Raw genomic sequence first — 23,089 nt, forward strand, 5'->3', positions numbered from 1 at the left:
AGCCCCCACGCTGCGCCTTCGGCTTGCTGCCCCCCAAGGGGGCTTTTTGCCTTGGGGCGGCCCGGCGGCAAAAAAAAAGCCCCCACGCTGCGCCTTCGGCTTGCTGCCCCCAAGGGGGCTTTTTGCCTTGGGGCGGCCCGGCGGCAAAAAAAGGCCCGGCTTCGAAAAGCCGGGCCGGGCAGGGTCACACAATGTCACGCCATAAAAAGGCTCGCGGGGGACGTGGCATCGGTGTCAGAGTACTGGCCCTGCGATTCCCGGACAGGGGATCAAACGTCCGAAAATGCAGTGCAAGACCGTGATCTGAGCTTGCAGTCTAATCCCGGTGGTCTGACATCGTCCTGAATCCCGTTGCCCTGAAAAAAGCAAAAAAAAAAGCTCCCGAGGGAGCTTTGAAAGGCCAGACAGGCGCAGCAGTCCTGCCTGGCGGGGGAACATGCATCACGCGTTGATATCGACGTCCTTGGTTTCGCGCACGAACAGCGTGCCGATGACCAGGGTCATGACCGCGATGATGATCGGATACCACAGCCCGTCGTAGATATTGCCGGTGGCGGCCACGACCGCGAAGGCCACCGGGGGCAGGAATCCGCCGAACCAGCCGTTGCCGATGTGATACGGCAGGCTCATCGAGGTGTAGCGGATGCGGGTGGGGAACATTTCAACCAGCATGGCGGCAATGGGGCCGTACACCATGGTGACGTAGATGACCAGGATGGTCAGCAGCACCACGACCATGAACTTGTTCATTTGTTCGGGATCGGCCTTGGCGGGGTAGCCGTGGTCGCGGATGGCAGTGGTCAGCGCGGCGCGCAGCTCGGTCGTCTTGGCCTTGAATTCGGCGGAGGACAAGCCGGCGCCTTCGAACGCGCTGAACTCGTCGTTGCCGATGCGGACCTTGGCGACAGTGCCCGCGGGAGCAGCCTGGTTGCTGTAGTTCACCGAGTTGGTGGCCAGGAACGACTTGATCACGTCGCACGAACTGGTGAACGAAGCGGTGCCCACCGGGTTGAACTGGAACGAGCACGTTGCCGGGTCTGCAATCACCGTGACGGGGGCCGTGGCCTGGGCTTTTTCCAGCGCGGGGTTGGCGAAGTGCGTCAGGCCCTGGAACAGCGGGAAGTAGGTCAGCGCGGCAATCAGGCAGCCAGCCATGATGATGGGCTTGCGGCCGATGCGGTCGGACAACGAGCCGAATATCAGGAAGAACGGCGTGCCGATCAACAGGGCCAGCGCGATCATGATGTTGGCGGTGTTGGCGTCGACCTGCAGTGTCTTGGTCAGGAAGAACAGGGCGTAGAACTGGCCCGTGTACCAGACCACGGCCTGGCCGGCGGTCAGGCCGAGCAGGGCGATGATGACGACTTTCAGGTTCTTCCATTGGCCGAACGATTCCGTCAGCGGGGCCTTGGAACCGCGGCCTTCTTCCTTCATGCGCTTGAAAGTGGGCGACTCGTTCAATTGCATGCGGATCCACACCGAGATGCCCAGCAGGATGACCGAGATCAGGAACGGAATGCGCCAGCCCCATTCGCGGAACGCGTCTTCAGTCATGACGGCGCGGATGCCCATGATGACCAGCAGCGACAGGAACAGGCCCATGGTGGCCGTGGTCTGGATCCAGGCGGTGTAGGCGCCGCGGCGGCCGTGCGGCGCATGTTCGGCCACATAGGTGGCGGCGCCGCCATACTCGCCGCCCAGCGCCAGGCCCTGCAGCAGGCGCAGCACGATCAGGATGGCCGGGGCCGCGATGCCGATGCTGGCGTAACTGGGCAGGATGCCCACCAGGAAGGTGGACAGGCCCATGATGACGATGGTGACCAGGAATGTGTACTTGCGGCCTACCAGGTCGCCCAGGCGGCCGAACACCAGTGCGCCGAAGGGCCGTACGGCAAAGCCGGCAGCGAAAGCCAGCAGGGCGAAAATGAAGGCGGCGGTAGGGTTTACGCCCGAGAAAAAGTGGGTGGCAATGATGGCGGCCAAAGACCCGTACAAATAAAAGTCATACCATTCGAAAACAGTGCCCAGCGAAGACGCAAAGATCACGCGTCGTTCCTCGCGGGTCATTGGGCGCGGGCCCGTGGATGGGCCGCGGTCGGCCACCGATGCTGTGCTCATGATGTCTCCTCGTTTTCTGGGCCGGTGGTGAGCCACCGTGCTGTCTTTCGGCCGGATGAGCTTGGTGTCCGGCTACAGGCAAGGTAGAAAACGAGCCTGACGAGGCACTGACGCGATACTTACTCGAATCTTAAATTTGAAACTTAATGTGTCACAACGGGGCGAGGCCGCCGTGGTGGGCCGGGATTTCCCTAAGGCGTTTCGGGCTGGTCGGCAGTGCTTGAATACAACGAAAAAACCACCCGTATGCAGGTGCCGGGCAACTGGGAATGCGATGTCCCTTCCAGGATATGCACTTCCGCGCGGTGCTTCTGGGCGATTTCGCGCACGATGGCCAGCCCCAGCCCGCTGCCTTCAGCCTGGGTGCCCAGCACGCGGTAGAAACGGTCGAAAACGCGTTCGCGTTCTTCCGGCACGATGCCAGGCCCGGAGTCTTCCACTTCGAGAATGGCCTGAATGGGGGTGGCGCGCACCCGCACCGTGATATGTCCGCCGGGTGGGGTATAGCGCAGAGCGTTGTCCACCAGGTTGTTCAGCAGTTCGGCCAGCAGGATGTCGTTGCCGGCGATGCGCACGGGCCCGTCGGCCCCCTCGAAGCCCAGGTCGGTATTCAGGGCCAGCGCCTGCGGCACCCATTGCATGGTTTGTTCGTAGCCGATGGTGTTCAGGTCGGTGGGGGCAAGCCCCGCGGAATGCGGGTTCTCGGCGCGCGCCAGCAGCAGCAACTGGTTCACCAGGCGCGTGGCCCGTTCGGAGCCCATGACCAGTTGCCGCAGGCTGGACTGCATTTCGTCGGGGCTGGCATCCCGCAAGGCCAGTTCCGCCTGGGTGCGCAGGCCCGCCAAAGGGGTTTTCAATTGGTGCGCCGCGTCGGCCACGAAGCGGCGTTGCGCCTGCACATTGGCCGAAAGACGGTCGAGCAGTTCGTTCATGGCACCCACCAGGGGCGCGATCTCCGAAGGCGCCGCGCGCTCGTCGATCGGCGACAGGTCGTCGGGGCGGCGCGCCCGCAGGCGCTGTTGCAAGGCGTTCAGCGGCGCCACGCCCCGGGACAGGCCGAACCACACCAGCAGCACTGCGACGGGCAGCACGATGAACTGCGGGATGATCACCCCCTTGATGATGTCGTTGGCCAGTTCCGTGCGCTTTTCCATGGTTTCCGCCACCACCAGAAGCACCGGCTCGGTGTGCGGAATGTGCAGGTCCACCCAGGTATACGCCAGCCGTATGCCAAAGCCGCGCAGGGTGTCGTCGGCGTACAGCACGACGCCGGGCTGCGGCTGGCCCATTTCGGGCGGCAGGGGCAGGGCGCGGTCGCCGCCCAGGTATTCGCCCCGGCTGCCCAATGCCAGCCAGAAGACGCTGTCGGTTTCGTCGGGGCGCAGCACGTCCCGGATGGCCCCGTTCAGGCGCAGAACCGCGCGCCCGTCGTCCGCATGGACGTGGCGGGCCAGTACGTGCAGATTGTTGGCCAGCGAGCGGTCGTAGGGCACGTTGGCGATGTTCTGCGCCACCACGTAGGTAATGGCCACGCTCATGGGCCACAACAGGAACAGCGGCGCCAGCATCCAGTCGAGGATCTCGCCCAGCAGCGAGCGCTGCGGCGGCGCGAAGCTGGGGCCCTTGGCCCCGCCGCGCATGGCGTCCAGGGCTTCCTGGTTCAGCTTTTCGTGCGCGGCCGGTTCAGTGCGAGAGGTACCCGGCACCCTGGTCCCGTTCAAGGCAGTAGCCCAGCCCGCGCACCGTGATGATTTTCACGCCGCTGGGCTCCAGTTTCTTGCGCAGGCGATGCACGTAGACCTCGATGGCGTTGGTGCTGACTTCTTCGCCCCATTCGCACAGGTGGTCGACCAACTGCGTCTTGCTGACCATGCGGCCGCTGCGAGTCAGCAGGATTTCCAGCAAGCTGACCTCGCGCGCCGACAGGTCGAGTGTCTGGTCGTCGACCAGGGCCACGCGTCCGGTCTGGTCGAACACCAGGCGGCCATGGCGCAGCAAGGTGGCGCCACCCCCCGCGCCGCGCCGCGTCAGTGCGCGCACCCGGGCTTCCAGTTCGGACAGCGCGAACGGCTTGGCCATGTAGTCATCGGCGCCCAGGTCCAGCCCCTTGACGCGTTGCTCCACGCTGTCGGCGGCCGTCAGGATGAGCACGGGCAATAACGAATTGCGTGCCCGCAGCCTGCGCAGTACCTCGAGGCCGGCCAGTTGCGGCAGGCCCAGGTCCAGGATGAGCAGGTCGAACGCCTGGGCGGCCAGGGCGGAGTCGGCGGCCGCGCCGTCCCGGACAGCGTCCACGGCGTAGCCGTTATGGCGCAACGAACGGGACAGGCCGTCGGCCAGGATGCTGTCGTCTTCGGCGATGAGAATGCGCATGCGTGAAAAAAAGCGGCAATGGCCGGGGTGCCGGCCGGGTGTGGGAATTCTGGCACAGGGGCCAGGGCTTGCCCACCCCCGGGTATCCCTGGAGAATTGTGGCATACTGGATTTTTATCCAGTACAATCCGATGCCATAATCGCCGCTGCTGGCGCATTGCGCCACAGCGTCGCACACAATTTACCCACGGGACACCACATGGACGACAAAACCAGCAAAGCAGCCGCAGCGGAAAAGGCCAAGGCGCTGGCTGCCGCGCTCTCGCAAATCGAAAAGCAATTCGGCAAGGGCTCGATCATGCGCTACGGCGACAACGAGGTCGAACACGACATCCAGGTCGTGTCCACCGGTTCGCTGGGGCTCGATATCGCCCTGGGCGTCGGCGGCCTGCCCAGGGGCCGCGTGGTCGAGATCTACGGCCCTGAATCTTCCGGCAAAACCACGCTTACCCTGCAGGTCATTGCCGAAATGCAGAAAATCGGCGGCACCTGCGCCTTCGTCGACGCCGAACACGCGCTCGACGTCCAATACGCCGCCAAGCTGGGCGTCAATCTTACCGACCTGCTCATTTCGCAGCCCGACACGGGCGAACAGGCGCTTGAAATCACCGACGCGCTGGTGCGCTCGGGTTCGGTCGACCTCATCGTCATCGACTCCGTGGCCGCCCTGGTGCCCAAGGCCGAAATCGAAGGCGAAATGGGCGATTCCCTGCCGGGCCTGCAGGCCCGCCTGATGAGCCAGGCGCTGCGCAAGCTTACCGCCACCATCAAGCGCACCAACTGCATGGTCATCTTCATCAACCAGATCCGCATGAAAATTGGTGTGATGTTCGGCAATCCCGAAACCACTACCGGCGGCAATGCGTTGAAGTTCTATTCCTCGGTGCGCCTGGACATCCGCCGTATCGGCTCCATCAAGAAGGGCGAGGAAGTCGTCGGCAACGAAACCCGCGTCAAGGTCGTCAAGAACAAGGTCTCGCCCCCGTTCAAGCAGGCCGAATTCGACATCATGTACGGCGCGGGCATCTCACGCGAAGGCGAAATCATCGACCTGGGTGTGCAGGCCGGCGTGGTCGACAAGTCCGGCGCCTGGTACAGCTACAGCGGCACGCGCATCGGCCAGGGCAAGGACAACGTCCGCGAATATCTCAAAGAACACCGCGAACTGGCCATCGAGATCGAGAACAAGGTGCGCGAGAACCAGGGCATCGTCAGCCGGGTGGCTTCGTTCCCGGCCAGCGAGGCCGAAGACGGCGAATGATCCGCAAGCCCGGTTCTTCGTCGCCACGGCGCAGCCCGGGCCAGCAGGCCAGGGACGATGATTTCGAAACCATGGCCCAGCCCGCCGCCAAACCCGCGGCGCGCGGGCCTACGCTGAAGGCGCGCGCGGTGGGCTACCTGTCCCGCCGCGAATACGCCCGCAATGAACTGGCGCGCAAGCTGCAGCCCTATGTCGATGAGTCCGACAATCTAAATGCGGTGCTCGATGCCCTGGAAAAAGAAGGGTGGCTGTCCACCGAGCGCTTCGCCCACAGTCTGGTGCATCGCCGCGCCGCGCGGCAAGGCACCGCCCGCATCGTGCAAGAACTGCGGCAGCATGGCGTAGCCGAAGAACAAGTGGCTCAATTGCGCGACGATCTGCGGGCCACTGAATACCAGCGCGCCCTGGAAGTCTGGCGCAAACGCTACCCGGCCAAGCCGGCCGATCGCCCCGAATACGCGCGGCAGGCCCGTTTTCTGGCCAGCCGGGGCTTTGCCCACGACGTTATCCGGCGCGTCCTGGGCGACGAACAGGATGACCCCGCCTAGGGTCTTGCCGACCGTATTCCGTCCAGCGTCTTGAAGCACACCTCGCGCGCAATCGCCAGGAAATCGCCCACATACGAGGCATCGGTGTCTTCGGTGCGCACCGCCGCATACAGCGTGGGCCATACTCCCTGCGGGCCCAGGTGGCACAGGCGCAGCCAGCCGTGCTGCAGGTATTCGGTCAATGCCCAGTTGGGCAGGGCGGCCACGCCGCGGTTGCTGGCTACCAGCTGCACGATGATGGGTGTCAGTTCCGCCTTGCGGATTGCCGCGGGCTCGACCCCGGCGGGGTCCAGGAACGAAGTGAATACGTCCAGCCGCTGGGTATCTACGGGGTAGGTGATCAAGGTCTGGTCGGCCAGTTGCTGGGGCTCGACGTGCCGGAAAGCGGCCAAGGGGTGGGATTCGGCCACCGCCAGCACTACTTCGTACTTGAACAAGGGCAGGTATTCCACGGCTTCCAGCGATTGCGGGTCCGACGTGATTACCAGGTCCAGGTCGCCGCGCACCAGGGCCGGCAGCGGCGCAAACGAAAACGCCGCGGACAGATCCAGGGCTACATCGGGCCACTGGGCCCGGAAGGCATCCAGCGCGGGCATCAGCCACTGAAAGCACGAGTGGCACTCGATGGCCATGTGCAGCCGGCCGGTGCGCCCTGCCGCCAATCTTTGCAGTTCGCGCTCGGTGCTGCGCACCCGCGGCAATACTTCGTCGGCCAGGGCCAGCACGCGCAGGCCGGCGGTGGTCAGCCGCGCAGGGCGGGTGCGGCGGTTCAACAATGGGGTGCCAAGGCGGGTTTCCAGGTCGCGCAATTGGTGGGAAAGGGCCGACTGGGTCAGGTGCAGCCGCTCGGCGGCTTCCTGCAGGCTGCCGCCGTCGCGAATGGCGGAAAGCGTTTCAAGGTGGCGAATTTCGAGCATGGGGGGAGCACCAGGCGAAGGCGAGGCAGCTCGGGCTGAGGCAACTCGCTTTGTATGAATAATATTCAAGAAATATATGTTGAGATTGATTTTGCTGCAAGTTGACTTGGGCGCAGAATAGCGTTCGAGTTGAGCAAAATTGATCTATGTGGATATCTATATGACCATAATTCATAATTTGGGTTTTCCCCGCATCGGGGCCCAGCGCGAACTGAAGCGAGCCGTGGAAGCCTATTGGGGCGGCAAATCGACGGCGGCCGAGTTAGACCAGACGGGCCGTGATCTGCGTGCCGCCCACTGGCAGCGCCAGGCCGCCGCGGGCGTGCAGTTCGTGCCGGTGGGCGATTTTGCCTGGTACGACCACATCCTGGAGTGGACGACGCTGCTGGGCGCCGTGCCGGCCCGCTTTGGCCAGGCCGACGGCCAGCCTGTCAGCCTGGACACGCTGTTCCGGATGGGGCGCGGCAGGGCCCCTTCCGGCACGCCCACTGCCGCGTGCGAAATGACCAAGTGGTTCGACACCAACTACCACTACATCGTGCCCGAGCTGGTGCCGGGCCAAACTTTCCGCATTGCGCGCGAATACCTGTTCGAGCAAGTAAAGGAAGCACAGGCCCTGGGCCATCAGGCCAAGCCGGTGATTCCGGGCCCCTTGACGTGGCTGTGGCTGGGCAAGGGCGATGCGTACGCCGATGGCGCGGGCGATGTGGCCAAGCTGGAACTGCTGAAGGCGCTGGTGCCCGTGTATGCCGAGGTGCTGGCCCGCCTGGCGCGCCTGAATGTGCAGTGGGTGCAGATCGACGAGCCGATTCTGGTGCTGGACCTGCCGCAAGCCTGGCGCGATGCGTTTGGCGAGGTCTATGCCCGCCTGGCCGACTCGCCGCTGAAGCTGCTGGTCGCCACCTATTTCGGCGACCTGAAAGACAACCTGGCCACCGCCGCCGCGCTGCCCGTGGCGGGCCTGCACGTCGACCTGGTGCGTGCCCCCGGCCAACTGCAGGACGTGGCCTCGGCGCTACGGCCCGGGCAGGTGCTGTCCGCCGGCGTCATCGACGGCCGCAACATCTGGCGTACCGATCTGGACGCCGCCCTGGCCGCGTTGGCGCCGGTGCGCCAGCAACGGGGTGAGCGCCTGTGGCTGGCCCCGTCGTGCTCGCTGCTGCATGTGCCGGTGGATCTGGCCGGTGAAACCGAGCTCGACGCCGAACTGAAAAGCTGGCTGTCGTTCGCCGGGCAGAAACTCGACGAACTGAATCTGCTGGGACGCGCCCTGGCCGATGCCAAGGAGCCCGCCGTGGCACAGGCGCTGGCCGTGCAGCGCGCCGCCTTGCAGGCCCGGCGCGAGTCGCCGCGCATTCATAATCCCGCGGTGGGGCGCCGCATGGCGGACGAAGCCGCCGTGCCACGCGATCGCGCGCCGTTTGGCGAGCGCATCGCCCAGCAGCAGCAGTTGCTGAACCTGCCGGCGTTTCCCACTACCACCATTGGTTCCTTCCCGCAGACGGCCGAGATCCGGGCCCTGCGGCGCGACTGGAAATCGGGTGCCCTGACCGACTCGGCCTACGAGGCGGCGATCCGCAAGGAAATCGAGGCCGTGATCCGCTTCCAGGAAAAAATCGGCCTGGACGTGCTGGTGCATGGCGAGCCCGAGCGCAACGACATGGTGGAATACTTCGGCGAACTGCTGGCCGGCTTTGCTTTCACCCGCAATGGCTGGGTACAAAGCTACGGCTCGCGTTGCGTGAAGCCGCCGATCATTTTCGGCGATGTGGCGCGCCCGGCGCCCATGACCGTCGGCTGGTCGTCGTACGCTCAGTCGCTGACCGACAAACCGGTCAAGGGAATGCTGACCGGCCCGGTCACCATTCTGCAATGGTCGTTCGTGCGCGACGACCAGCCGCGCGAGCAGACCTGCCGCCAACTGGCGCTGGCGCTGCGCGACGAGGTGGTAGACCTGGAAGCCGCCAGCGTGCGTGTCATCCAGATCGACGAGCCCGCCATCCGCGAAGGCCTGCCCCTGCGCCGCGACGACTGGCAGGCTTATCTGGACTGGGCGGTGGACTGCTTCCGGCTGTCCACGGCCGGGGTGGCCGCCGACACGCAGATCCACACCCATATGTGCTATTCGGAGTTCAACGACATCATCGAGTCCATCGCCGCCATGGATGCCGATGTCATCACCATCGAGACGTCGCGCTCGAACATGGAACTGCTCAAGGCATTCGAGGATTTCCGTTATCCCAACGATATCGGTCCCGGCGTATACGATATCCATTCGCCGAACGTCCCCGACGTGGACTGGATGGTGGGCCTGATGCGCAAGGCCGCCGCCCGGCTGCCCAGCGAGCGGCTGTGGGTCAACCCCGACTGCGGGCTGAAAACCCGGGCCTGGCCTGAAACCGAGGCCGCGCTGGTCGGCATGGTCGAGGCGGCGCGCGCCCTGCGCAGCGCCTGACCAGGTTTCGGCGCTGATCCGTCCCCCTGGGCCATGCGCCCCGGGGGACGCGCCCATGGGCGCTGCGTTATACTTCCCAGGATTTGCTGCTTTGCGTCAAGCGTCCTGAAGCGCAGGCTATTCCCATGCCCTTGCCACCGTCGAAAGTCTCCCGCCACCCCCTGCATACGCGTTCCATACGCGTGCAGTCCTACGGGCGCGACGACGGTCTGTGGGACCTCGAAGCCGAACTCATCGACTTCAAGGCCTACGATTTCCCCAAGCACAACGGTGAAATCTTCCCGGCGGGCCGGCCCATCCACCATATGCACCTGCGCATCACCATCGATGAGTCGTTCACCATCGTGGCGGCCCAGGCTGCGTATGATGCGGCGCCCTACGAACAACTGTGCATGGCCATCGACTCCGCCTATGCGGGGTTGGTTGGCATGAACTTGCTCAAGGGCTTCCGGCGCCAGGTCAAGGAACGCTTTGGCCATACCGCGGGCTGTACCCACATGACCGAGCTGTCGCAGGTGCTACCCACCGCGGCGGTGCAGACCATGGCCAACCGCCGGCGCCAGAACAGCAATCCGGACAAGCGTCCGTTCCAACTGGACGGCTGTCATGCCCTGAGCACCGACGGCCTCGTGGTGCTTGAGCACTATCCCAAGTGGTACACCGGGGATAGCGCTGAAGCGGCGGTGGACGCAATATCCGACTCTCCCTCTTATTCTCATTCGTCCTGACAGGTAACACATGAAAATCCACGAGTATCAAGGCAAGGAACTGCTGAAGCAATTTGGCGTCCCGGTGCCGCGCGGGATTCCCGCTTTTTCCGTCGACGAGGCCGTGGCCGCCGCTGAAAAGCTGGGTGGATCGGTCTGGGTTGTGAAGGCGCAGATCCACGCCGGCGGCCGTGGCAAGGGGGGCGGTGTGAAGCTGGCCCGTTCCATCGACGACGTGCGCAAGCTGGCATCGGAAATCCTGGGCATGCAGCTGGTCACCCACCAGACCGGCCCGGAAGGCCAGAAGGTGGGCCGCCTGTACATTGAAGAAGGCGCCGACATCAAGAAGGAATACTACGTGTCGCTGGTAACCGACCGCGCCACGCAGAAGGTCGCCATCATCGCCTCGAGCGAAGGCGGCATGGACATCGAGGAAGTGGCCCATTCCACGCCCGAGAAAATCATCACCGAATACATCGATCCGCTGACCGGCCTGTCGACCGAGCTGGCCAAGAAGGTCGCCGAGGCCGTCGGCCTGGCGGGCGGTTCCGCCGACCAGGCTGCCGACGTGTTCCAGAAGCTGTACAAGTGCTATATGGACACCGACGCCTCGCTGGTGGAAATCAACCCCCTGAACTGCGACAGCAAGGGCAATATCATCGCCCTGGACGCCAAGTTCAACTTCGATCCCAACGCGCTGTTCCGCCATCCCGAAATCGTGGCCTACCGCGATCTCGATGAAGAAGATCCGGCCGAAATCGAAGCCAGCAAGTTCGACCTGGCCTACATCCAGCTCGACGGCAACATCGGCTGCCTGGTGAACGGCGCCGGCCTGGCCATGGCCACCATGGACACCATCAAGCTGTTCGGCGGCGAGCCCGCCAACTTCCTGGACGTGGGCGGCGGCGCCACCGCCGAGAAGGTTACCGAAGCGTTCAAGATCATGCTCAAGAACAAGGGCGTGAAGGCCATCCTGGTCAACATCTTCGGCGGCATCATGCGCTGCGACGTCATCGCCGAAGGCGTGATCGCCGCGTGCAAGGCCGTCAACCTCAATGTGCCGCTGGTCGTCCGCATGAAGGGCACCAACGAAGAACTGGGCAAGAAAATGCTGGCCGACTCGGGGCTGCCCATCATCAGCGCCGACACCATGGCCGAAGCGGCCACTCGCGTCGTAGCCGCCACCAAATAAATTGCCAAGGATTCACAAATGTCGATTCTGATCAACAAGGACACCAAAGTCATCACCCAGGGCATCACGGGCAAGACGGGCCAGTTCCACACCCGCATGTGCCGTGAGTACGCCAATGGCAAAGCCGCCTTCGTGGCCGGCGTGCACCCCAAGAAGGCCGGCGAGGACTTCGAAGGCGTGCCCATCTTCGGCAGCGTGCAAGACGCGAAAGACAAGACCGGCGCTACCGTGTCGGTGATCTACGTGCCGCCGGCGGGTGCCGCGGCCGCCATCTGGGAAGCCGTCGAGGCCGAGCTGGACCTGGTCATCTGCATTACCGAAGGCATTCCGGTGCGTGACATGCTGGAGGTGAAGAACCGCATGAAGGCCAAGGGCAGCAAGACCCTGCTGCTGGGCCCGAATTGCCCCGGCCTGATCACCCCCGACGAAATCAAGATCGGCATCATGCCCGGCCACATCCACCGCAAGGGCCGCATCGGCATCGTCAGCCGTTCGGGCACCCTGACGTACGAAGCCGTGGCGCAAGTCACCGAGCTCGGCCTGGGCCAGTCCAGCGCCGTGGGTATCGGTGGCGACCCCATCAACGGCCTGAAGCACGTCGACGTGCTCAAGCTCTTCAACGATGATCCCGACACCGACGCCGTCATCATGATCGGCGAAATCGGCGGCCCCGACGAAGTCAATGCCGCCGAGTGGGCCAAGGACAACATGAAGAAACCCGTGGTCGGCTTCATCGCCGGCGTCACGGCGCCTCCGGGCAAGCGCATGGGCCACGCCGGCGCGCTGATCTCGGGCGGCGCCGACACGGCCGATGCCAAGCTCGAAGTGATGGAAGCTTGCGGTATCCGTACCACGCGCAACCCGTCCGAGATGGGCAAGCTGCTGAAGTCCGTGCTGTAATAGCAATTCGGCCTCTTGCTTCGGAAAGCCCGCCCTGGCGGGCTTTTTCTCGAGCCGGGGGCTTGTCGTTCCTGTCGGCCCGACAAATACAACTACGGGCCGACGCACCGCGTACAACTAAACACTAAGCCGGAAGGCCCGTACTTCCGGCAATGGCCACACCCATCTTGCTCGCGCATATAAAGATGGCCGGTACGTTCATGTTTGTCCACACCTAGGGGATCATCTAGGAAAGAGAGGAATGGAACTCACTTCAGCCGCGTTCTGGATTGCCCTGCTGCAAATCATCTGGGTAAATATCCTGCTGTCCGGCGACAACGCCGTCGTCATTGCGCTGGCCGCGCGCTCGCTGCCCCCGACGCAGCAAAAAAAGGCCATCGTGGTCGGTTCCGCCGCCGCGATCATCATGCGTATCGTCCTGACGCTGGTCGCCGCCAAGCTGCTGCTGTTGCCCTGGCTAAAGCTGATCGGCGCGCTGCTGCTGGTGTACATCGGCGTGTCGCTGCTGATGCCGGAAGGCGAGGGCGAGGGCGAGGGCAAGCAGCATGGCAGCCTGCTGGCGGCCATTCGCACCATCATGATCGCCGACCTGGTCATGAGCCTGGACAACGTCGTGGCTGTTGCCGCGGCTGCCATGGGTGACACCACCTTGCTGGTCATCGGCCTGGCCATCAGCATTCCGCTGGTCATTTTCGGCAGTACCTTGTTGCTTAAGGTTATCGAGCGGTTTCCCCTCATCGTCTGGGTGGGAGCAGCCCTGCTGGGTTTCATCGCCGGCGAACTGATGGTGGGTGACCCCGCGCTGCATGAATCCGTGCTGCGCATCGATACGGCCCTGGGCCTGACCGAACACCAACTGGCCCTGATTGCAGGGGTGATAGGCGCCTTGCTGGTGCTGGCACTAGGGAAAATTTTCCTGGCGCGCCAAAAGGTACTGACGCAAAGCTGAACTACAATAAGCGATTCGACGCCAGATACGCCGCGCGGCTCGCGCGCGGCGTATCTGCGCAGGTGCGCGGCCTGCGGCGTGTCCCTGTTTTCAATAAATCTGTGGGGGTCTAAAAGTGCTTGAGTTTTTCCAGACACTGAGTTGGGCGGCGGTGTTCCAAATCATTCTTATCGACATCCTGCTGGGTGGCGATAACGCCGTGGTCATCGCGCTTGCCTGCCGCAATCTGGCACCCAAGCAACGCATGCAGGGCATTCTGTGGGGCACGGCCGGCGCCATCGTGCTGCGCGTCGTGCTCATCGCCTTCGCCCTGACGCTGCTGGCCATCCCGTTCCTCAAGATCGTGGGCGGCCTGCTGCTGCTCTGGATCGGCATCAAGCTGCTGATTCCCGAAGATGACGCGCATGGCAACATCCAGGGGGGCACGTCCATCGCCGCGGCCGTCAAGACCATCATCGTGGCCGACTTCGTCATGAGCCTGGACAACGTCATCGCCATCGCCGGCGCTGCCCAGAACGCCCACGAAGGCCACCAGCTTGGCCTGGTCATCTTCGGCCTGGTGGTCAGCGTGCCCATCATCATCTGGGGCAGCACCCTGGTGCTGAAGCTCATCGACCGCTATCCGCTGGTGGTTACCTTCGGTGCCGGCCTGCTGGGCTGGATCGCGGGCGGCATGGTCGTTACCGACGTGTTTGTCGAAAAGCACCTCGGCGTCCAGCCCACCAGCGTTAAAATCGCCGTCGAAATCATCGGCGCGCTGCTGGTTGTCGGCCTGGGCCGCTGGTTTGCCAGCCGCAAGAAAAATGCCACGAAGGAATCCGCACATGAGTCTGCGTAAAAGCGAAAACCCTGAGTCCGGCCTGAGCCTGTTGCAAGGCTTGCTGGTGTTGGCCATTCTTGGCGTCATCGCCGCCGTGGTCTTCTCCAGCCTGATCTGACGCAATACGTGACCGCTCCGCAACGTCTCGTCATCGCCACACGCGCCAGCCGGCTTGCCCTTTGGCAAGCCGAGCATGTGCGCGACAGGCTGCAGTCGCTGTACACCGGCTGCAAGGTCGAACTCCTTACCCTCACCACCCGCGGCGACCAGATCCTGGACCGCACGCTGTCCAAGGTGGGGGGCAAGGGCCTGTTCGTCAAAGAGCTCGAAACCGCCTTGCTGGATGGCCGCGCCGACCTGGCCGTGCATTCCCTGAAAGACGTCCCCGTCGATCTGCAGGCGCCGTTCGAACTCTGCGCGATGCTCGATCGCGCCGATCCGCGCGACGCCTTCGTGTCCAACCAGTACGGCTCCCTGTCCGAACTGCCCGCCGGGGCGGTGGTGGGCACGTCCAGCCTGCGGCGCGAATCCCAGATCCGCCAGCGCCATCCGCACCTGGTCGTGAAGCCGCTGCGCGGTAACCTGGACACCCGGCTGGGCAAGCTCGATCGTGGCGATTACGCCGCCATCGTCCTGGCGGCCGCCGGCTTGCAGCGCCTGGGCATGGCCCAACGCATCCGTAGCCTGCTCGAACCCGAAGATTGCCTGCCGGCCGCGGGCCAGGGGGCCCTGGGCATCGAAATCCGCAACGACCGCAACGACCTGCGCGCCTGGCTGGCCCCGCTGGCCAGCGAGCACACTACCGCCTGCGTTGCCGCGGAACGCGCGGTGTCGCGCACGCTGGGGGGCTCATGCCAAGTGCCCCTGGCGGCCTATGCGCAACTCGATGGCGGTACGCTCACATTGCGGGCGCTGGTAGCGTCCCCGGACGGCCAGCGCGTCATCCGTTGTCAGCATGCCGGGCCCGCCGCCCAGGCGCTGGCCATAGGCGAGGCCGCCGCGCAAGAATTGCTGTCCAACGGCGCCGACACCATCCTGGCCGAATTGCTGGATTCCCCCGCATCCTGATGCGCGGGTCTGCCCGCTGGTATCGGGCGTTGCCTAAGGGGGGGCCATGCCGCAAATCGCCATCCTGACCCGGCCAGACGGCCGCAATGACGTGTTGGCGCACGAACTTGGCGCGGCGGGATGGCAGGTGCTGGTCTTGCCCGCGCTGGAAATCCTGCCCGTGCCTGTCCAGGCCGGCCAACTGCCTCATCCGCAAGATTACGATCTGGTGGTCTTCGTCAGCGGCAACGCGGCCCGGATGTACATGGCGCAGTTGCAATCTGTAGCAGGAATGCGTGCCTGGCCGGAGGCCACTTGCGCAGCAACGGTGGGGCCTGCCAGCGCGCGCGCCTTGCAGGCCTTGCCAGGTTTTGGCAACGATACAACAGTCTTGTGCCCACCACCCGAGGCCCCCACGCACGATTCCGAGGCGCTATGGAACGTGCTGCGCGCGCGCGGCCCCTTGCCGCAGCGCGTGCTGCTGGTGCGTGGCACCCAGGGGCGCGACTGGCTGGCCGAACAATTGGCCAATGCGGGCGCAACGGTCGACCGCCATGCCGTCTACCACCGGCAGCCGGCGTCGTGGCGGGCCGGGGCGGTACGGCAACTGCAGGAATGGGCCGGGCAGGGCATGCGGCCCACCTGGCTGCTGACCAGCGGTGAAAGCATCGCGGCCGTGCAGCGCGAAGTCTCCCAGGCGGGGCTGCTGGATTGGTGGCGCGCCTCGCGCTTCGTCGTGACTCACCCAGCCCTGGCGCGGCGCCTGGCGCAAGACGCCGGTGGCGATGGCCCCGCTCCAATGGTACAAATCTGCTTGCCTGTGGATGAAGCGATTCTCGACGCATTTATTGCAGCTTGAATCGAAGTTTTGGCTTTTCACCGAATACAATCGCGTCATGACAGACCAGACCCCCGCCACTGAATCGTCCGCCAGCGCGGCCGCCCCGGGCAAAGGCTCGCCCGCTTCGCCGCCACCCAAGGCCAAGAAACCTTCCAGCGCGGTGGGCACCCTGTCCGCAGCACTCATCATTGTGGTGCTGCTGGCCGTGGGGCTCAGCTGGGCCTTGTGGATGCAGCGCAAGCAGTTCCTGAACGCCGGGCGCGAGGTCGCCACCCGGCTTGGCACACTGGAACAGTCAGCGGCGCAAAGCCGCAAAGAATCTCGTGAGGCGCTGGCACTGGCCCAGACGCAAACCAATCGCGTGGCCGAGCTGGAAAGCCAGATGCGCGAAGCCAAGAGCCGCTACGACGACCTGCAGCAGGCCTGGCAAACCTTCAGCGGTGGCGCCAGCGACGAATTGCTGGCCAATGACGTCGAGCGCCTGCTGGTCATGGCCAGTCAGCAATTGCGCCTGGCCGGCAACGTCAACAATGCCATCGTGGCGCTGGAAACGGCCCAGGCGCGGCTGGCGCATGCCGATCGGCCGCGCTTTGCCTCGCTGCAGCAAAGTATCAATGGCGACATCGATCGCCTGCGCGCCGTGGCCACTATCGATATCCCGGCGCAGTCTTCGCGCATCGACCGCCTGGCCGGCCTGGTGTCCAGGGCCCCGATGGTGGTGCCCGATGCGGCCACGCCGGGCGATGCGCCGCTGGGCAACAATGCGGCCGAAGCCCCGGTTGCCATGCGTCCCGCGGACGATCCGCGCGCGGAATTGCCGGCCGACGCGGCATGGTGGCAGCGCTGGCGCGCCGAGATCGCATCCTGGCCCGGCCGCGCGGGCAGCACGCTGGCCAACGAACTGGGCGACCTCATCAGCATCCAGCGCGTCGATCAGCCGGCGGCATTGATGCTGTCGGCCGAACAGGCATCGCAGGCCCGCGCCGCCCTGCGCCAACGCCTGATGACCGCGCAGTTGGCCATGCTGATGCGCCAGCCCGAAGTCTGGAAGAACGAACTGGATAACGTCGCTGCCGCCCTGCGCAACTATTACGATGCCCGCTCCGCGGATACGCAACAGGCCCTGAGCCTGGCGCAAGAGCTGGCTCAAACCGATATCGCCGTACGCTTGCCCGACGTCAGCGACAGCATGGCCAGCGTGGCGGCCCTGCGCGCGGCCGGCTTCGACGAGCCCGCCACACAGGACTGACGCATGCGTACCTGGTTCTGGACTCTGCTGCTCGCCGTTGTTGCCGTTGCACTGGCCGTGGTGTTGCGCGCCCATACGGGCAATGTCATGGTGCTGGTGTCGCCCTGGCGCATCGAGCTTTCTTTGACGCTGGCGGTACTGCTCGTCTTGGCGCTGTTCGTGGCGCTATACGTGGGCCTGCGCGTGTTGGCCTGGCTGCTTGCTATTCCCGACCGCATGCGCGCCTGGCGCGGGCGCCGTGCCCAGGCGCGCGACCACGAACTGCTGGAACGCGGCTGGACCGGTCTGCTTGAAGGCCGCTTCGCCCACGCCGAGAAAGACCTTGCCAAACTGCTGGAACAAACCCGTGTGCCCAGCCGCCGGGTGCTGGCGGCCTTGTCCGCCGCGCGTGCGGCGCACGGCCTGGGTGAGTTCGCGCGGCGCGACCGCCTGCTGGAAGCGGCGCGCGAACATGCCGACGGCAATACCGGCCTGCAGGAAGCCATTGCCACTGTATCGGCCGACCAGTTGCTGGACCAGGGCCGCGCCCAGGATGCGCTGGCGGTGCTGGCCCCCCAGCAGGAAGGGGGAGCCCGCCACCTGCACACCATGCGCCTGCTGCTGCGTGCGGAAGCAGCACTGGGCCACCACGACCGAGTCTTCACCCTGGCACGCGGCTTGGCGCGCCGCAACGCCTTGTCCAAATCAGAAGCCGAACAACTGATAGACACGGCCGGCGCGGCGCGCTTGCGTGCGGCGGCGGCATCGGGCACCGATGCCTGGCGCGCCATCTGGAAAGATTTCAAAAGCGAAGAACGGGTGCTGCCCGAAATTGCCCTGGCCGGTGCCACTGCATTCGAAACTGCCGGCGAGCCCGCCGAGGCGGCCCGTGTGCTCGAAGCGGCGGTGCCCGTGCATTTCAAGGCCGCCCTGGTGGCGGCCTATGCGCGCTGCGATGCCGATCAAGTGCCGCGGCGGCTGGCCAAGGCCGAAGGCTGGCTGCAGAAACGCCCCGCCGATGCCGATCTGCTGGCGGCGCTGGGCATGCTGTGCCTGAACGGGCAGTTGTGGGGCCAGGCTGAACGCTACCTGCAGCGCAGCCTGGGTTTCCGCAACGATTCTCATACCCACGCGCTGCTGGGCAGTCTTTACGACCGCCTGGACCGTCCGGCCGACGCCGTGCGCCATTGGCGCCTGGCCACGGCCGCCAGCATGGCCTTGCCCGTTCTGGCGGCCGAACAGGCGCTGCCTGCCGCCGAAATGTCGTCCGACCCGCTCCACCTGGACGCCGAAGGCGAATATTCCACTTACCCGCCCGACGACGTCCTGGTGGCTGGATCCCTGTCGGTGCCTGCTGAACCCGCTCCGGTATCGGCACCCGCCGATTACGTGCTCGATCCCGATGCCCGGGTTGCCGAGCGTGAAAGCGCGAGCGCCGCGCAGCCCGAACCGGCCGCCATCGCGCCGGCCCGCTCCGCCGTGGACATCGAAGACTATTTCGATAGCGCTCCGATTCCCGTGGCGGCATTCGATTCGCCCGTGCCGACGTACGGCGGGCCGTCCGCGGCCGCTTCCGGCGGCGCCGGTACCGATACTGCAGCAAGCGAGCCCGATGCCAAGACCAAGGGCGAAGCCGGCGCGGGCAAGCCCAATTCTCTTCCAGACAAACAAGGTTGAATCATGAGCCTCGATCGCGTGTCTCCCGGCAAGAAGTTGCCTGAAGACTTCAACGTCATCATTGAAATCCCGATGAACGCCGACCCCGTCAAGTACGAGGTAGACAAAGACAGCGGCGCCGTGTTCGTCGATCGCTTCATGCTGACGGCCATGCACTACCCGTGCAACTATGGCTACATTCCCCAGACCCTATCGGAAGATGGCGACCCGGCCGATGTGCTGGTGTTGACGCCGTTCCCGATCCAGGTGGGCGCCGTGGTGCGCTGCCGCGCCCTGGGTGTGCTGGAAATGGACGACGAAGCAGGCGGCGACGCCAAGCTGCTGGCCGTTCCGGTCGACAAGCTCTACCCCCCATACCGCCATATCAAGTCGTACGAAGACCTGCCGGCCGAAGACATCGCCCGCATCCAGCATTTCTTCGAACACTACAAAGACCTTGAAAAAGGCAAATGGGTGAAGGTGAAGGGCTGGAAGGGCGTGGAAGCCGCCGAAGAAGAAATCGTGCGCAGCGCCGAACGCTACGGCAAGGCCTGAACGGTTAGCCCCTGACGCACTGACCGACTGACAGTTTCCGGCTGTCTGCCCCGGGCCGCGACGTACCATGGTGCGTCGCGGCCCGGGGCCGTTTTGAGCATGGGTTGCCCGAAAAAGGGATAAACTCGCGCATTGAATTCCACTCTGCCGGGCATTGCCGGCATGCGTTCAACAAGGCCAATAGAACATGGACTACGTTTTCCCTCCGTCGCCGCCCGTTGCATTGCCTGTTGCCGGCAGCAAGGCATTGTTCCCGGCGCGCCGCGTGTACTGCGTGGGGCGCAATTATGCCGAGCACGCCAAGGAAATGGGCTTCACCGGCCGTGAAGATCCGTTCTTCTTCTGCAAGCCGGCCGATGCCATCCTGCCCGTGGCCAACGGCCAGACCGGCAGCATGCCGTACCCGCCCAAGACCAGCAATCTGCACTACGAAATGGAACTGGTGGTGGTGCTGGCCAAGGGTGGCAAAGACATCCCGGTGGAACAGGCCAACGATTGCATCTGGGGCTATGCCCTGGGCCTGGACATGACGCGCCGCGACCTGCAAGGCGAAGCCAAGAAGCAGGGTCGTCCGTGGGAAGTGGGCAAGGCGTTCGATCTGTCGGCGCCGTTGGGCCCCATCCACCCGCGCAGCAAGGTGGGTACGCTCGAGCGCGGCGCGATCTGGCTGGACGTCAACGGCCAGCGCAAGCAGTCCAGCGATATTTCACAGATGATCTGGAATATTCCCGAAAGCATTGCGTATTTGTCCGGCCTGTTCGAACTGAAGGCGGGCGACCTGATTTTCACCGGCACGCCCGAAGGCGTGGGCGCTGTCGTCCAGGGCGATACCCTGGTGGGCGGTGTCGACGGCCTGGGCGAACTGCACGTGCGCATCGCCTGATCCAGATTCGTTTTCAAGATTCCAGACAGGAGTTGATCATGCGCGGACGAGTCATGTTGACGGCGCTTATTGTGTTCGGCGTCGTTCTACAAGGCTGCAATACCGTGGCGGGCATGGGTAAAGACATGTCGCGCGCCGGCAGCGCCATTACCACGGCTGCCGAAAAGTAAGGTTTGCCAGACCACCCTATGCCAACGGCCCCGATCGGGGCCGTTGGCTTTTTTATTGCGCGTAAGCCGGGCATGCGCGGCGGCGCCGGCGACATATGCGTCCACCTCGGCATCCGCGAATAGCCGGGCTATCTGCCTCAGGCCACACTAGCGTCTCTGTTCATTGAAGAAGGGGCTAGACATGGTCCGGAGCATTTCCCGCCAGCGCGGGCAAGGGATGGTGGAATACATTATCGTGGTGGCCCTGATCGCCGTCGCGGCCATCGCGGTCTATCAATTGTTCGGGCAGGTGGTGCGTTCTCAAACAGCGGCCATGGCGCGCGAACTGGCCGGCGAAGACGGCTCGGCCCAGGCCCGCGCCGCGCAGAATGCGGCCGGCAAGGCGGCCGATCAAACCAAGGCCCGAACTCTCAAGTCGTTCACCGGCAACGCAAAATGATGCACGCGTTGCCTTTGTCGCCTACGCAACGCGGACAGGCCTTGCCTATCGCGTTGGCGTCGGCGGCGGTGTGCGGGCTGGCATTCGTGGCCCTGTACAACGTGGGCCAGACGGCCGCGGCGCGTGTGCGCTTGACGCACGCCGCCGATGCCGCCGCTTATAGCGGGGCACTGGCCCAGGCGCGCACACTGAATCTGCTGGCCTATATCAATCGTGCCCAGGTCGCGCACCAGATGGCGATGGCGCACCTGGTCACCCTGGCATCGTGGGCGCAGTTCGGCCAGACGCAATCCCAGCAGCGTATCCGTGGCAACCCTCCCATGCCGCTCATCGCCGCATTGTTCGGCAAGGCGGCAGGGCAGGGGTACGCCAGCGCTACCGCCACCGCCGGCGCGGTACCTGAATTGGCCCATGCATTCCAGCAGCATGATCAAGTCGTGCATCAGGTGCTCGCGCAGGCCGCCGCATCCGCCGCGTCACGTATGCCGGACACGCGCCAGCACACTCTGCACCGTGTGCTGCAGGCCAACTACCCAGAACATTATTCGCCCCAGGCCACCACTTTATCGTCGGGGCCATTGAGGTTGCAGATGCTGTCAGATTCGGGCGCGGGACACGTGCAAACGCGCTCCGGAAAAGACGCCACCAGACTGCGCGGCATGGTCGAACTGGCGGCGGGCCGGCACGATTTTCTCCGCCCACGCAACATTACTCGCGAAAGCAACTGGGTCGTGCAGCCTGCGTGCCCTTGGCGCCGGCACGAACTACGACGCCGCGGGGGTACCTGGTTAAGCGACGACGGACGCTGGGGCGCGGTGGACACCCTGTCTTATCACTCATTGCGATCGAACCGATGGATTGGCTGTTACTACCGCGAATACGCCATGGGATGGGGCCTGGCAGGCCGGCAGACGCTGGGCGAAAGCGAATACGTCAACAAGCCGCCCCAAGATTTCTCCGGACAGGACTTCTGGCGCTGGGTTCATGAAAACACCAACTGGGACCTGTACACAGGGAAACGCAACCTGCTGGCGAACTCCTACGCGGTCGTGAATGGCGCGCGCTGGCCCAGCCGCGGATTGCCGTTCTATCACGACATCGCTATGGGCCTGGAAAATGAACCCCTGCGCTTCGCCATCCAGGTGCAGCAGGCCGCGATGGCACTGCCCACGACGGATGCTGCCAGCCGGCTTGCAGCGCCGGTGGGGCGGTATGCCTACGCGGCATTGCAGGGCGACGACGCGGTAACCGTAACCAGTGCCGCCGAAGCCTATTATTCGGCGCCCGATTCCACAATGGGACAAGCAGTGCCGCTTGCCAGTTTGTTCAGGCCCTATTGGCAGGCGCGGCTAAGCGCCGTCACTGCCGACGACATTTCCGGCAGCTTGCCATGAAGCCTGCGCGCACCGGATCCATCCAGCGTGGCCAGGCGGCTGTCGAGGCAGTCCTGGTTGTAGCCTTGCTGGTGCTGTTCATGCATGGCGTGGCAACCGTGGGCAGCCTGCAAATGCAAGGCCTGGGTGCTGCCCAGTTCAGCCGCCACGCGGTGTTCCTGTCGGCGCGGGGCATGGCCACGCCCGCGTTCGAGCACGGCGCCCTCGTCTCCATCGATGCTTCACCGTTTGTCGATGCTTCGGGCACCGCGGGCAACCCCGATGCGGTCGGGTTGGCCCGCGACTGGCTGCGCGCCGATCCCCATCTACGCACGGCGTTTGCCAGCGTGCAGGCCCCCGGCCAAGTGCCGTTCACGCAAAGCGGCAGCGCGGCGCGGATCATGTCGATACAACGCCATACCACGCTTGCGGTCAGCGCCGGGCATGCGCATGGCCAGGCCGCCACCGTGCAACGCCTGGGCATGTCGCCTGCGGGCTGGACCGCCACGGCCCAGCGCTCGCAAGCCGCCGCCCAAGCCCTGCATCGGCGCATGCAACCTGTGGATGCACCCTGGGCCAGGGGGCAGTGGTCCGTTGATTGGCTGGGGGCATGGATGGACATCGGCCCCGGCAGCCGTGGCATGGAAGGACGCTGAC

At 64.7% G+C, this 23,089-nt stretch carries 22 protein-coding genes; 18 read left to right on the forward strand and 4 right to left on the reverse strand.

All coding sequences use genetic code 11. The features are described from left to right. Positions 1–441: 441 nt before the first annotated feature. The 3 genes from LPZ50_RS01200 to LPZ50_RS01210 all read right to left on the reverse strand — a co-directional run bounded on the left by LPZ50_RS01200 (position 442) and on the right by LPZ50_RS01210 (position 4,491). Positions 442–2,118: an MFS transporter gene (locus LPZ50_RS01200; RefSeq protein WP_230656684.1), complete on the reverse strand. Its 1,677-nt coding sequence runs from the start codon at positions 2,116–2,118 to the stop codon at positions 442–444. Positions 2,119–2,309: 191 nt separating this feature from the next. After that, positions 2,310–3,686, reverse strand: coding sequence for a sensor histidine kinase (locus LPZ50_RS01205; RefSeq protein WP_230656771.1), 1,377 nt, complete (start codon positions 3,684–3,686; stop codon positions 2,310–2,312). 115 nt (positions 3,687–3,801) lie between these two features. Continuing rightward, on the reverse strand, positions 3,802–4,491 hold the full coding sequence (locus LPZ50_RS01210; protein WP_207409079.1) for a response regulator transcription factor: 690 nt from the start codon (positions 4,489–4,491) through the stop codon (positions 3,802–3,804). A 199-nt stretch (positions 4,492–4,690) separates the two neighbouring features. Between LPZ50_RS01210 and recA the strand changes: the two genes are divergently transcribed. After that, a complete protein-coding gene (recA, locus tag LPZ50_RS01215) occupies positions 4,691–5,752 on the forward strand; it encodes a recombinase RecA (RefSeq protein WP_230656686.1) in 1,062 nt (353 codons plus the stop codon). Beyond that, entirely contained in the window at positions 5,749–6,300 is a 552-nt protein-coding gene (gene recX / locus LPZ50_RS01220; protein WP_230656688.1) for a recombination regulator RecX, read from the forward strand. Before recA ends, recX begins: the two co-directional genes overlap by 4 nt. On the opposite strand, the gene LPZ50_RS01225 is transcribed toward recX, so the two are convergent. Next, positions 6,297–7,217: a LysR family transcriptional regulator gene (locus LPZ50_RS01225; RefSeq protein WP_230656690.1), complete on the reverse strand. Its 921-nt coding sequence runs from the start codon at positions 7,215–7,217 to the stop codon at positions 6,297–6,299. The two genes, recX and LPZ50_RS01225, sit on opposite strands and share 4 nt — an antisense overlap. 160 nt (positions 7,218–7,377) lie before the next feature. Here LPZ50_RS01225 and metE point away from each other — a divergent pair, with 160 nt between their 5' ends. From metE to LPZ50_RS01305, 16 genes are all read left to right on the forward strand, one after another. Continuing rightward, positions 7,378–9,672 carry a 5-methyltetrahydropteroyltriglutamate--homocysteine S-methyltransferase gene (gene metE, locus LPZ50_RS01230; protein ID WP_230656692.1) on the forward strand — a complete coding sequence of 765 codons (2,295 nt, stop codon included), beginning with the start codon at positions 7,378–7,380 and terminating at the stop codon, positions 9,670–9,672. A 125-nt stretch (positions 9,673–9,797) separates the two neighbouring features. Continuing rightward, positions 9,798–10,400 (forward strand): DUF2889 domain-containing protein, encoded by a 603-nt coding sequence (locus tag LPZ50_RS01235; protein ID WP_230656694.1) that lies wholly within the window; start codon positions 9,798–9,800, stop codon positions 10,398–10,400. Between the two features lie 10 nt (positions 10,401–10,410). Continuing rightward, positions 10,411–11,571 carry an ADP-forming succinate--CoA ligase subunit beta gene (gene sucC / locus LPZ50_RS01240; RefSeq protein ID WP_230656696.1) on the forward strand — a complete coding sequence of 387 codons (1,161 nt, stop codon included), beginning with the start codon at positions 10,411–10,413 and terminating at the stop codon, positions 11,569–11,571. Between the two features lie 18 nt (positions 11,572–11,589). Next, complete coding sequence (gene sucD / locus LPZ50_RS01245) at positions 11,590–12,471, forward strand: succinate--CoA ligase subunit alpha (RefSeq protein WP_230656698.1); 882 nt, start codon at positions 11,590–11,592, stop codon at positions 12,469–12,471. A gap of 241 nt (positions 12,472–12,712) precedes the next feature. Further along, positions 12,713–13,420: a TerC family protein gene (locus LPZ50_RS01250; protein ID WP_230656700.1), complete on the forward strand. Its 708-nt coding sequence runs from the start codon at positions 12,713–12,715 to the stop codon at positions 13,418–13,420. A gap of 115 nt (positions 13,421–13,535) precedes the next feature. Next, positions 13,536–14,258 (forward strand): TerC family protein, encoded by a 723-nt coding sequence (locus LPZ50_RS01255; RefSeq protein WP_230656701.1) that lies wholly within the window; start codon positions 13,536–13,538, stop codon positions 14,256–14,258. 108 nt (positions 14,259–14,366) lie between these two features. Further along, on the forward strand, positions 14,367–15,308 hold the full coding sequence (gene hemC, locus LPZ50_RS01260; protein ID WP_230656703.1) for a hydroxymethylbilane synthase: 942 nt from the start codon (positions 14,367–14,369) through the stop codon (positions 15,306–15,308). Positions 15,309–15,354: 46 nt separating this feature from the next. After that, positions 15,355–16,146 carry a uroporphyrinogen-III synthase gene (locus tag LPZ50_RS01265; RefSeq protein WP_230656705.1) on the forward strand — a complete coding sequence of 264 codons (792 nt, stop codon included), beginning with the start codon at positions 15,355–15,357 and terminating at the stop codon, positions 16,144–16,146. A gap of 37 nt (positions 16,147–16,183) precedes the next feature. Then, positions 16,184–17,377: a uroporphyrinogen-III C-methyltransferase gene (locus LPZ50_RS01270; protein WP_230656707.1), complete on the forward strand. Its 1,194-nt coding sequence runs from the start codon at positions 16,184–16,186 to the stop codon at positions 17,375–17,377. A 3-nt stretch (positions 17,378–17,380) separates the two neighbouring features. Continuing rightward, positions 17,381–19,033, forward strand: coding sequence for a heme biosynthesis HemY N-terminal domain-containing protein (locus LPZ50_RS01275; protein ID WP_230656709.1), 1,653 nt, complete (start codon positions 17,381–17,383; stop codon positions 19,031–19,033). A 3-nt stretch (positions 19,034–19,036) separates the two neighbouring features. After that, complete coding sequence (ppa, locus tag LPZ50_RS01280) at positions 19,037–19,567, forward strand: inorganic diphosphatase (protein ID WP_230656711.1); 531 nt, start codon at positions 19,037–19,039, stop codon at positions 19,565–19,567. A 187-nt stretch (positions 19,568–19,754) separates the two neighbouring features. Next, positions 19,755–20,450 carry a fumarylacetoacetate hydrolase family protein gene (locus tag LPZ50_RS01285; RefSeq protein WP_230656714.1) on the forward strand — a complete coding sequence of 232 codons (696 nt, stop codon included), beginning with the start codon at positions 19,755–19,757 and terminating at the stop codon, positions 20,448–20,450. 38 nt (positions 20,451–20,488) lie between these two features. Further along, on the forward strand, positions 20,489–20,620 hold the full coding sequence (locus LPZ50_RS01290) for an entericidin A/B family lipoprotein (RefSeq protein WP_230656716.1): 132 nt from the start codon (positions 20,489–20,491) through the stop codon (positions 20,618–20,620). Between the two features lie 181 nt (positions 20,621–20,801). Then, positions 20,802–21,059, forward strand: coding sequence for a hypothetical protein (locus tag LPZ50_RS01295; protein WP_230656718.1), 258 nt, complete (start codon positions 20,802–20,804; stop codon positions 21,057–21,059). Next, positions 21,056–22,453, forward strand: a complete 1,398-nt coding sequence (locus tag LPZ50_RS01300; protein ID WP_419195550.1) for a hypothetical protein — start codon at positions 21,056–21,058, stop codon at positions 22,451–22,453. Before LPZ50_RS01295 ends, LPZ50_RS01300 begins: the two co-directional genes overlap by 4 nt. Further along, complete coding sequence (locus tag LPZ50_RS01305) at positions 22,450–23,088, forward strand: hypothetical protein (RefSeq protein WP_230656722.1); 639 nt, start codon at positions 22,450–22,452, stop codon at positions 23,086–23,088. The genes LPZ50_RS01300 and LPZ50_RS01305 overlap by 4 nt, the downstream gene beginning before the upstream one ends. Position 23,089: the final 1 nt, after the last annotated feature.

It is taken from the genome of Bordetella petrii (assembly GCF_020991325.1).
Taxonomy (GTDB): domain Bacteria; phylum Pseudomonadota; class Gammaproteobacteria; order Burkholderiales; family Burkholderiaceae_B; genus Bordetella_A; species Bordetella_A petrii_E.

Coding starts and splice junctions, on each gene's coding strand:
- LPZ50_RS01235 (WP_230656694.1), top strand. CDS start 9,798: ATGCCCTTGCCACCGTCGAAAGTCTCCCGCCACCCCCTGCATACGCGT.
- LPZ50_RS01205 (WP_230656771.1), bottom strand. CDS start 3,686: ATGCTGGCGCCGCTGTTCCTGTTGTGGCCCATGAGCGTGGCCATTACC.
- metE (WP_230656692.1), top strand. CDS start 7,378: ATGACCATAATTCATAATTTGGGTTTTCCCCGCATCGGGGCCCAGCGC.
- sucC (WP_230656696.1), top strand. CDS start 10,411: ATGAAAATCCACGAGTATCAAGGCAAGGAACTGCTGAAGCAATTTGGC.
- LPZ50_RS01250 (WP_230656700.1), top strand. CDS start 12,713: ATGGAACTCACTTCAGCCGCGTTCTGGATTGCCCTGCTGCAAATCATC.
- LPZ50_RS01275 (WP_230656709.1), top strand. CDS start 17,381: ATGCGTACCTGGTTCTGGACTCTGCTGCTCGCCGTTGTTGCCGTTGCA.
- ppa (WP_230656711.1), top strand. CDS start 19,037: ATGAGCCTCGATCGCGTGTCTCCCGGCAAGAAGTTGCCTGAAGACTTC.
- LPZ50_RS01295 (WP_230656718.1), top strand. CDS start 20,802: ATGGTCCGGAGCATTTCCCGCCAGCGCGGGCAAGGGATGGTGGAATAC.
- LPZ50_RS01210 (WP_207409079.1), bottom strand. CDS start 4,491: ATGCGCATTCTCATCGCCGAAGACGACAGCATCCTGGCCGACGGCCTG.
- LPZ50_RS01290 (WP_230656716.1), top strand. CDS start 20,489: ATGCGCGGACGAGTCATGTTGACGGCGCTTATTGTGTTCGGCGTCGTT.
- LPZ50_RS01265 (WP_230656705.1), top strand. CDS start 15,355: ATGCCGCAAATCGCCATCCTGACCCGGCCAGACGGCCGCAATGACGTG.
- LPZ50_RS01225 (WP_230656690.1), bottom strand. CDS start 7,217: ATGCTCGAAATTCGCCACCTTGAAACGCTTTCCGCCATTCGCGACGGC.
- LPZ50_RS01305 (WP_230656722.1), top strand. CDS start 22,450: ATGAAGCCTGCGCGCACCGGATCCATCCAGCGTGGCCAGGCGGCTGTC.
- LPZ50_RS01200 (WP_230656684.1), bottom strand. CDS start 2,118: ATGAGCACAGCATCGGTGGCCGACCGCGGCCCATCCACGGGCCCGCGC.
- LPZ50_RS01270 (WP_230656707.1), top strand. CDS start 16,184: ATGACAGACCAGACCCCCGCCACTGAATCGTCCGCCAGCGCGGCCGCC.
- LPZ50_RS01285 (WP_230656714.1), top strand. CDS start 19,755: ATGGACTACGTTTTCCCTCCGTCGCCGCCCGTTGCATTGCCTGTTGCC.
- LPZ50_RS01300 (WP_419195550.1), top strand. CDS start 21,056: ATGATGCACGCGTTGCCTTTGTCGCCTACGCAACGCGGACAGGCCTTG.
- recX (WP_230656688.1), top strand. CDS start 5,749: ATGATCCGCAAGCCCGGTTCTTCGTCGCCACGGCGCAGCCCGGGCCAG.
- recA (WP_230656686.1), top strand. CDS start 4,691: ATGGACGACAAAACCAGCAAAGCAGCCGCAGCGGAAAAGGCCAAGGCG.
- sucD (WP_230656698.1), top strand. CDS start 11,590: ATGTCGATTCTGATCAACAAGGACACCAAAGTCATCACCCAGGGCATC.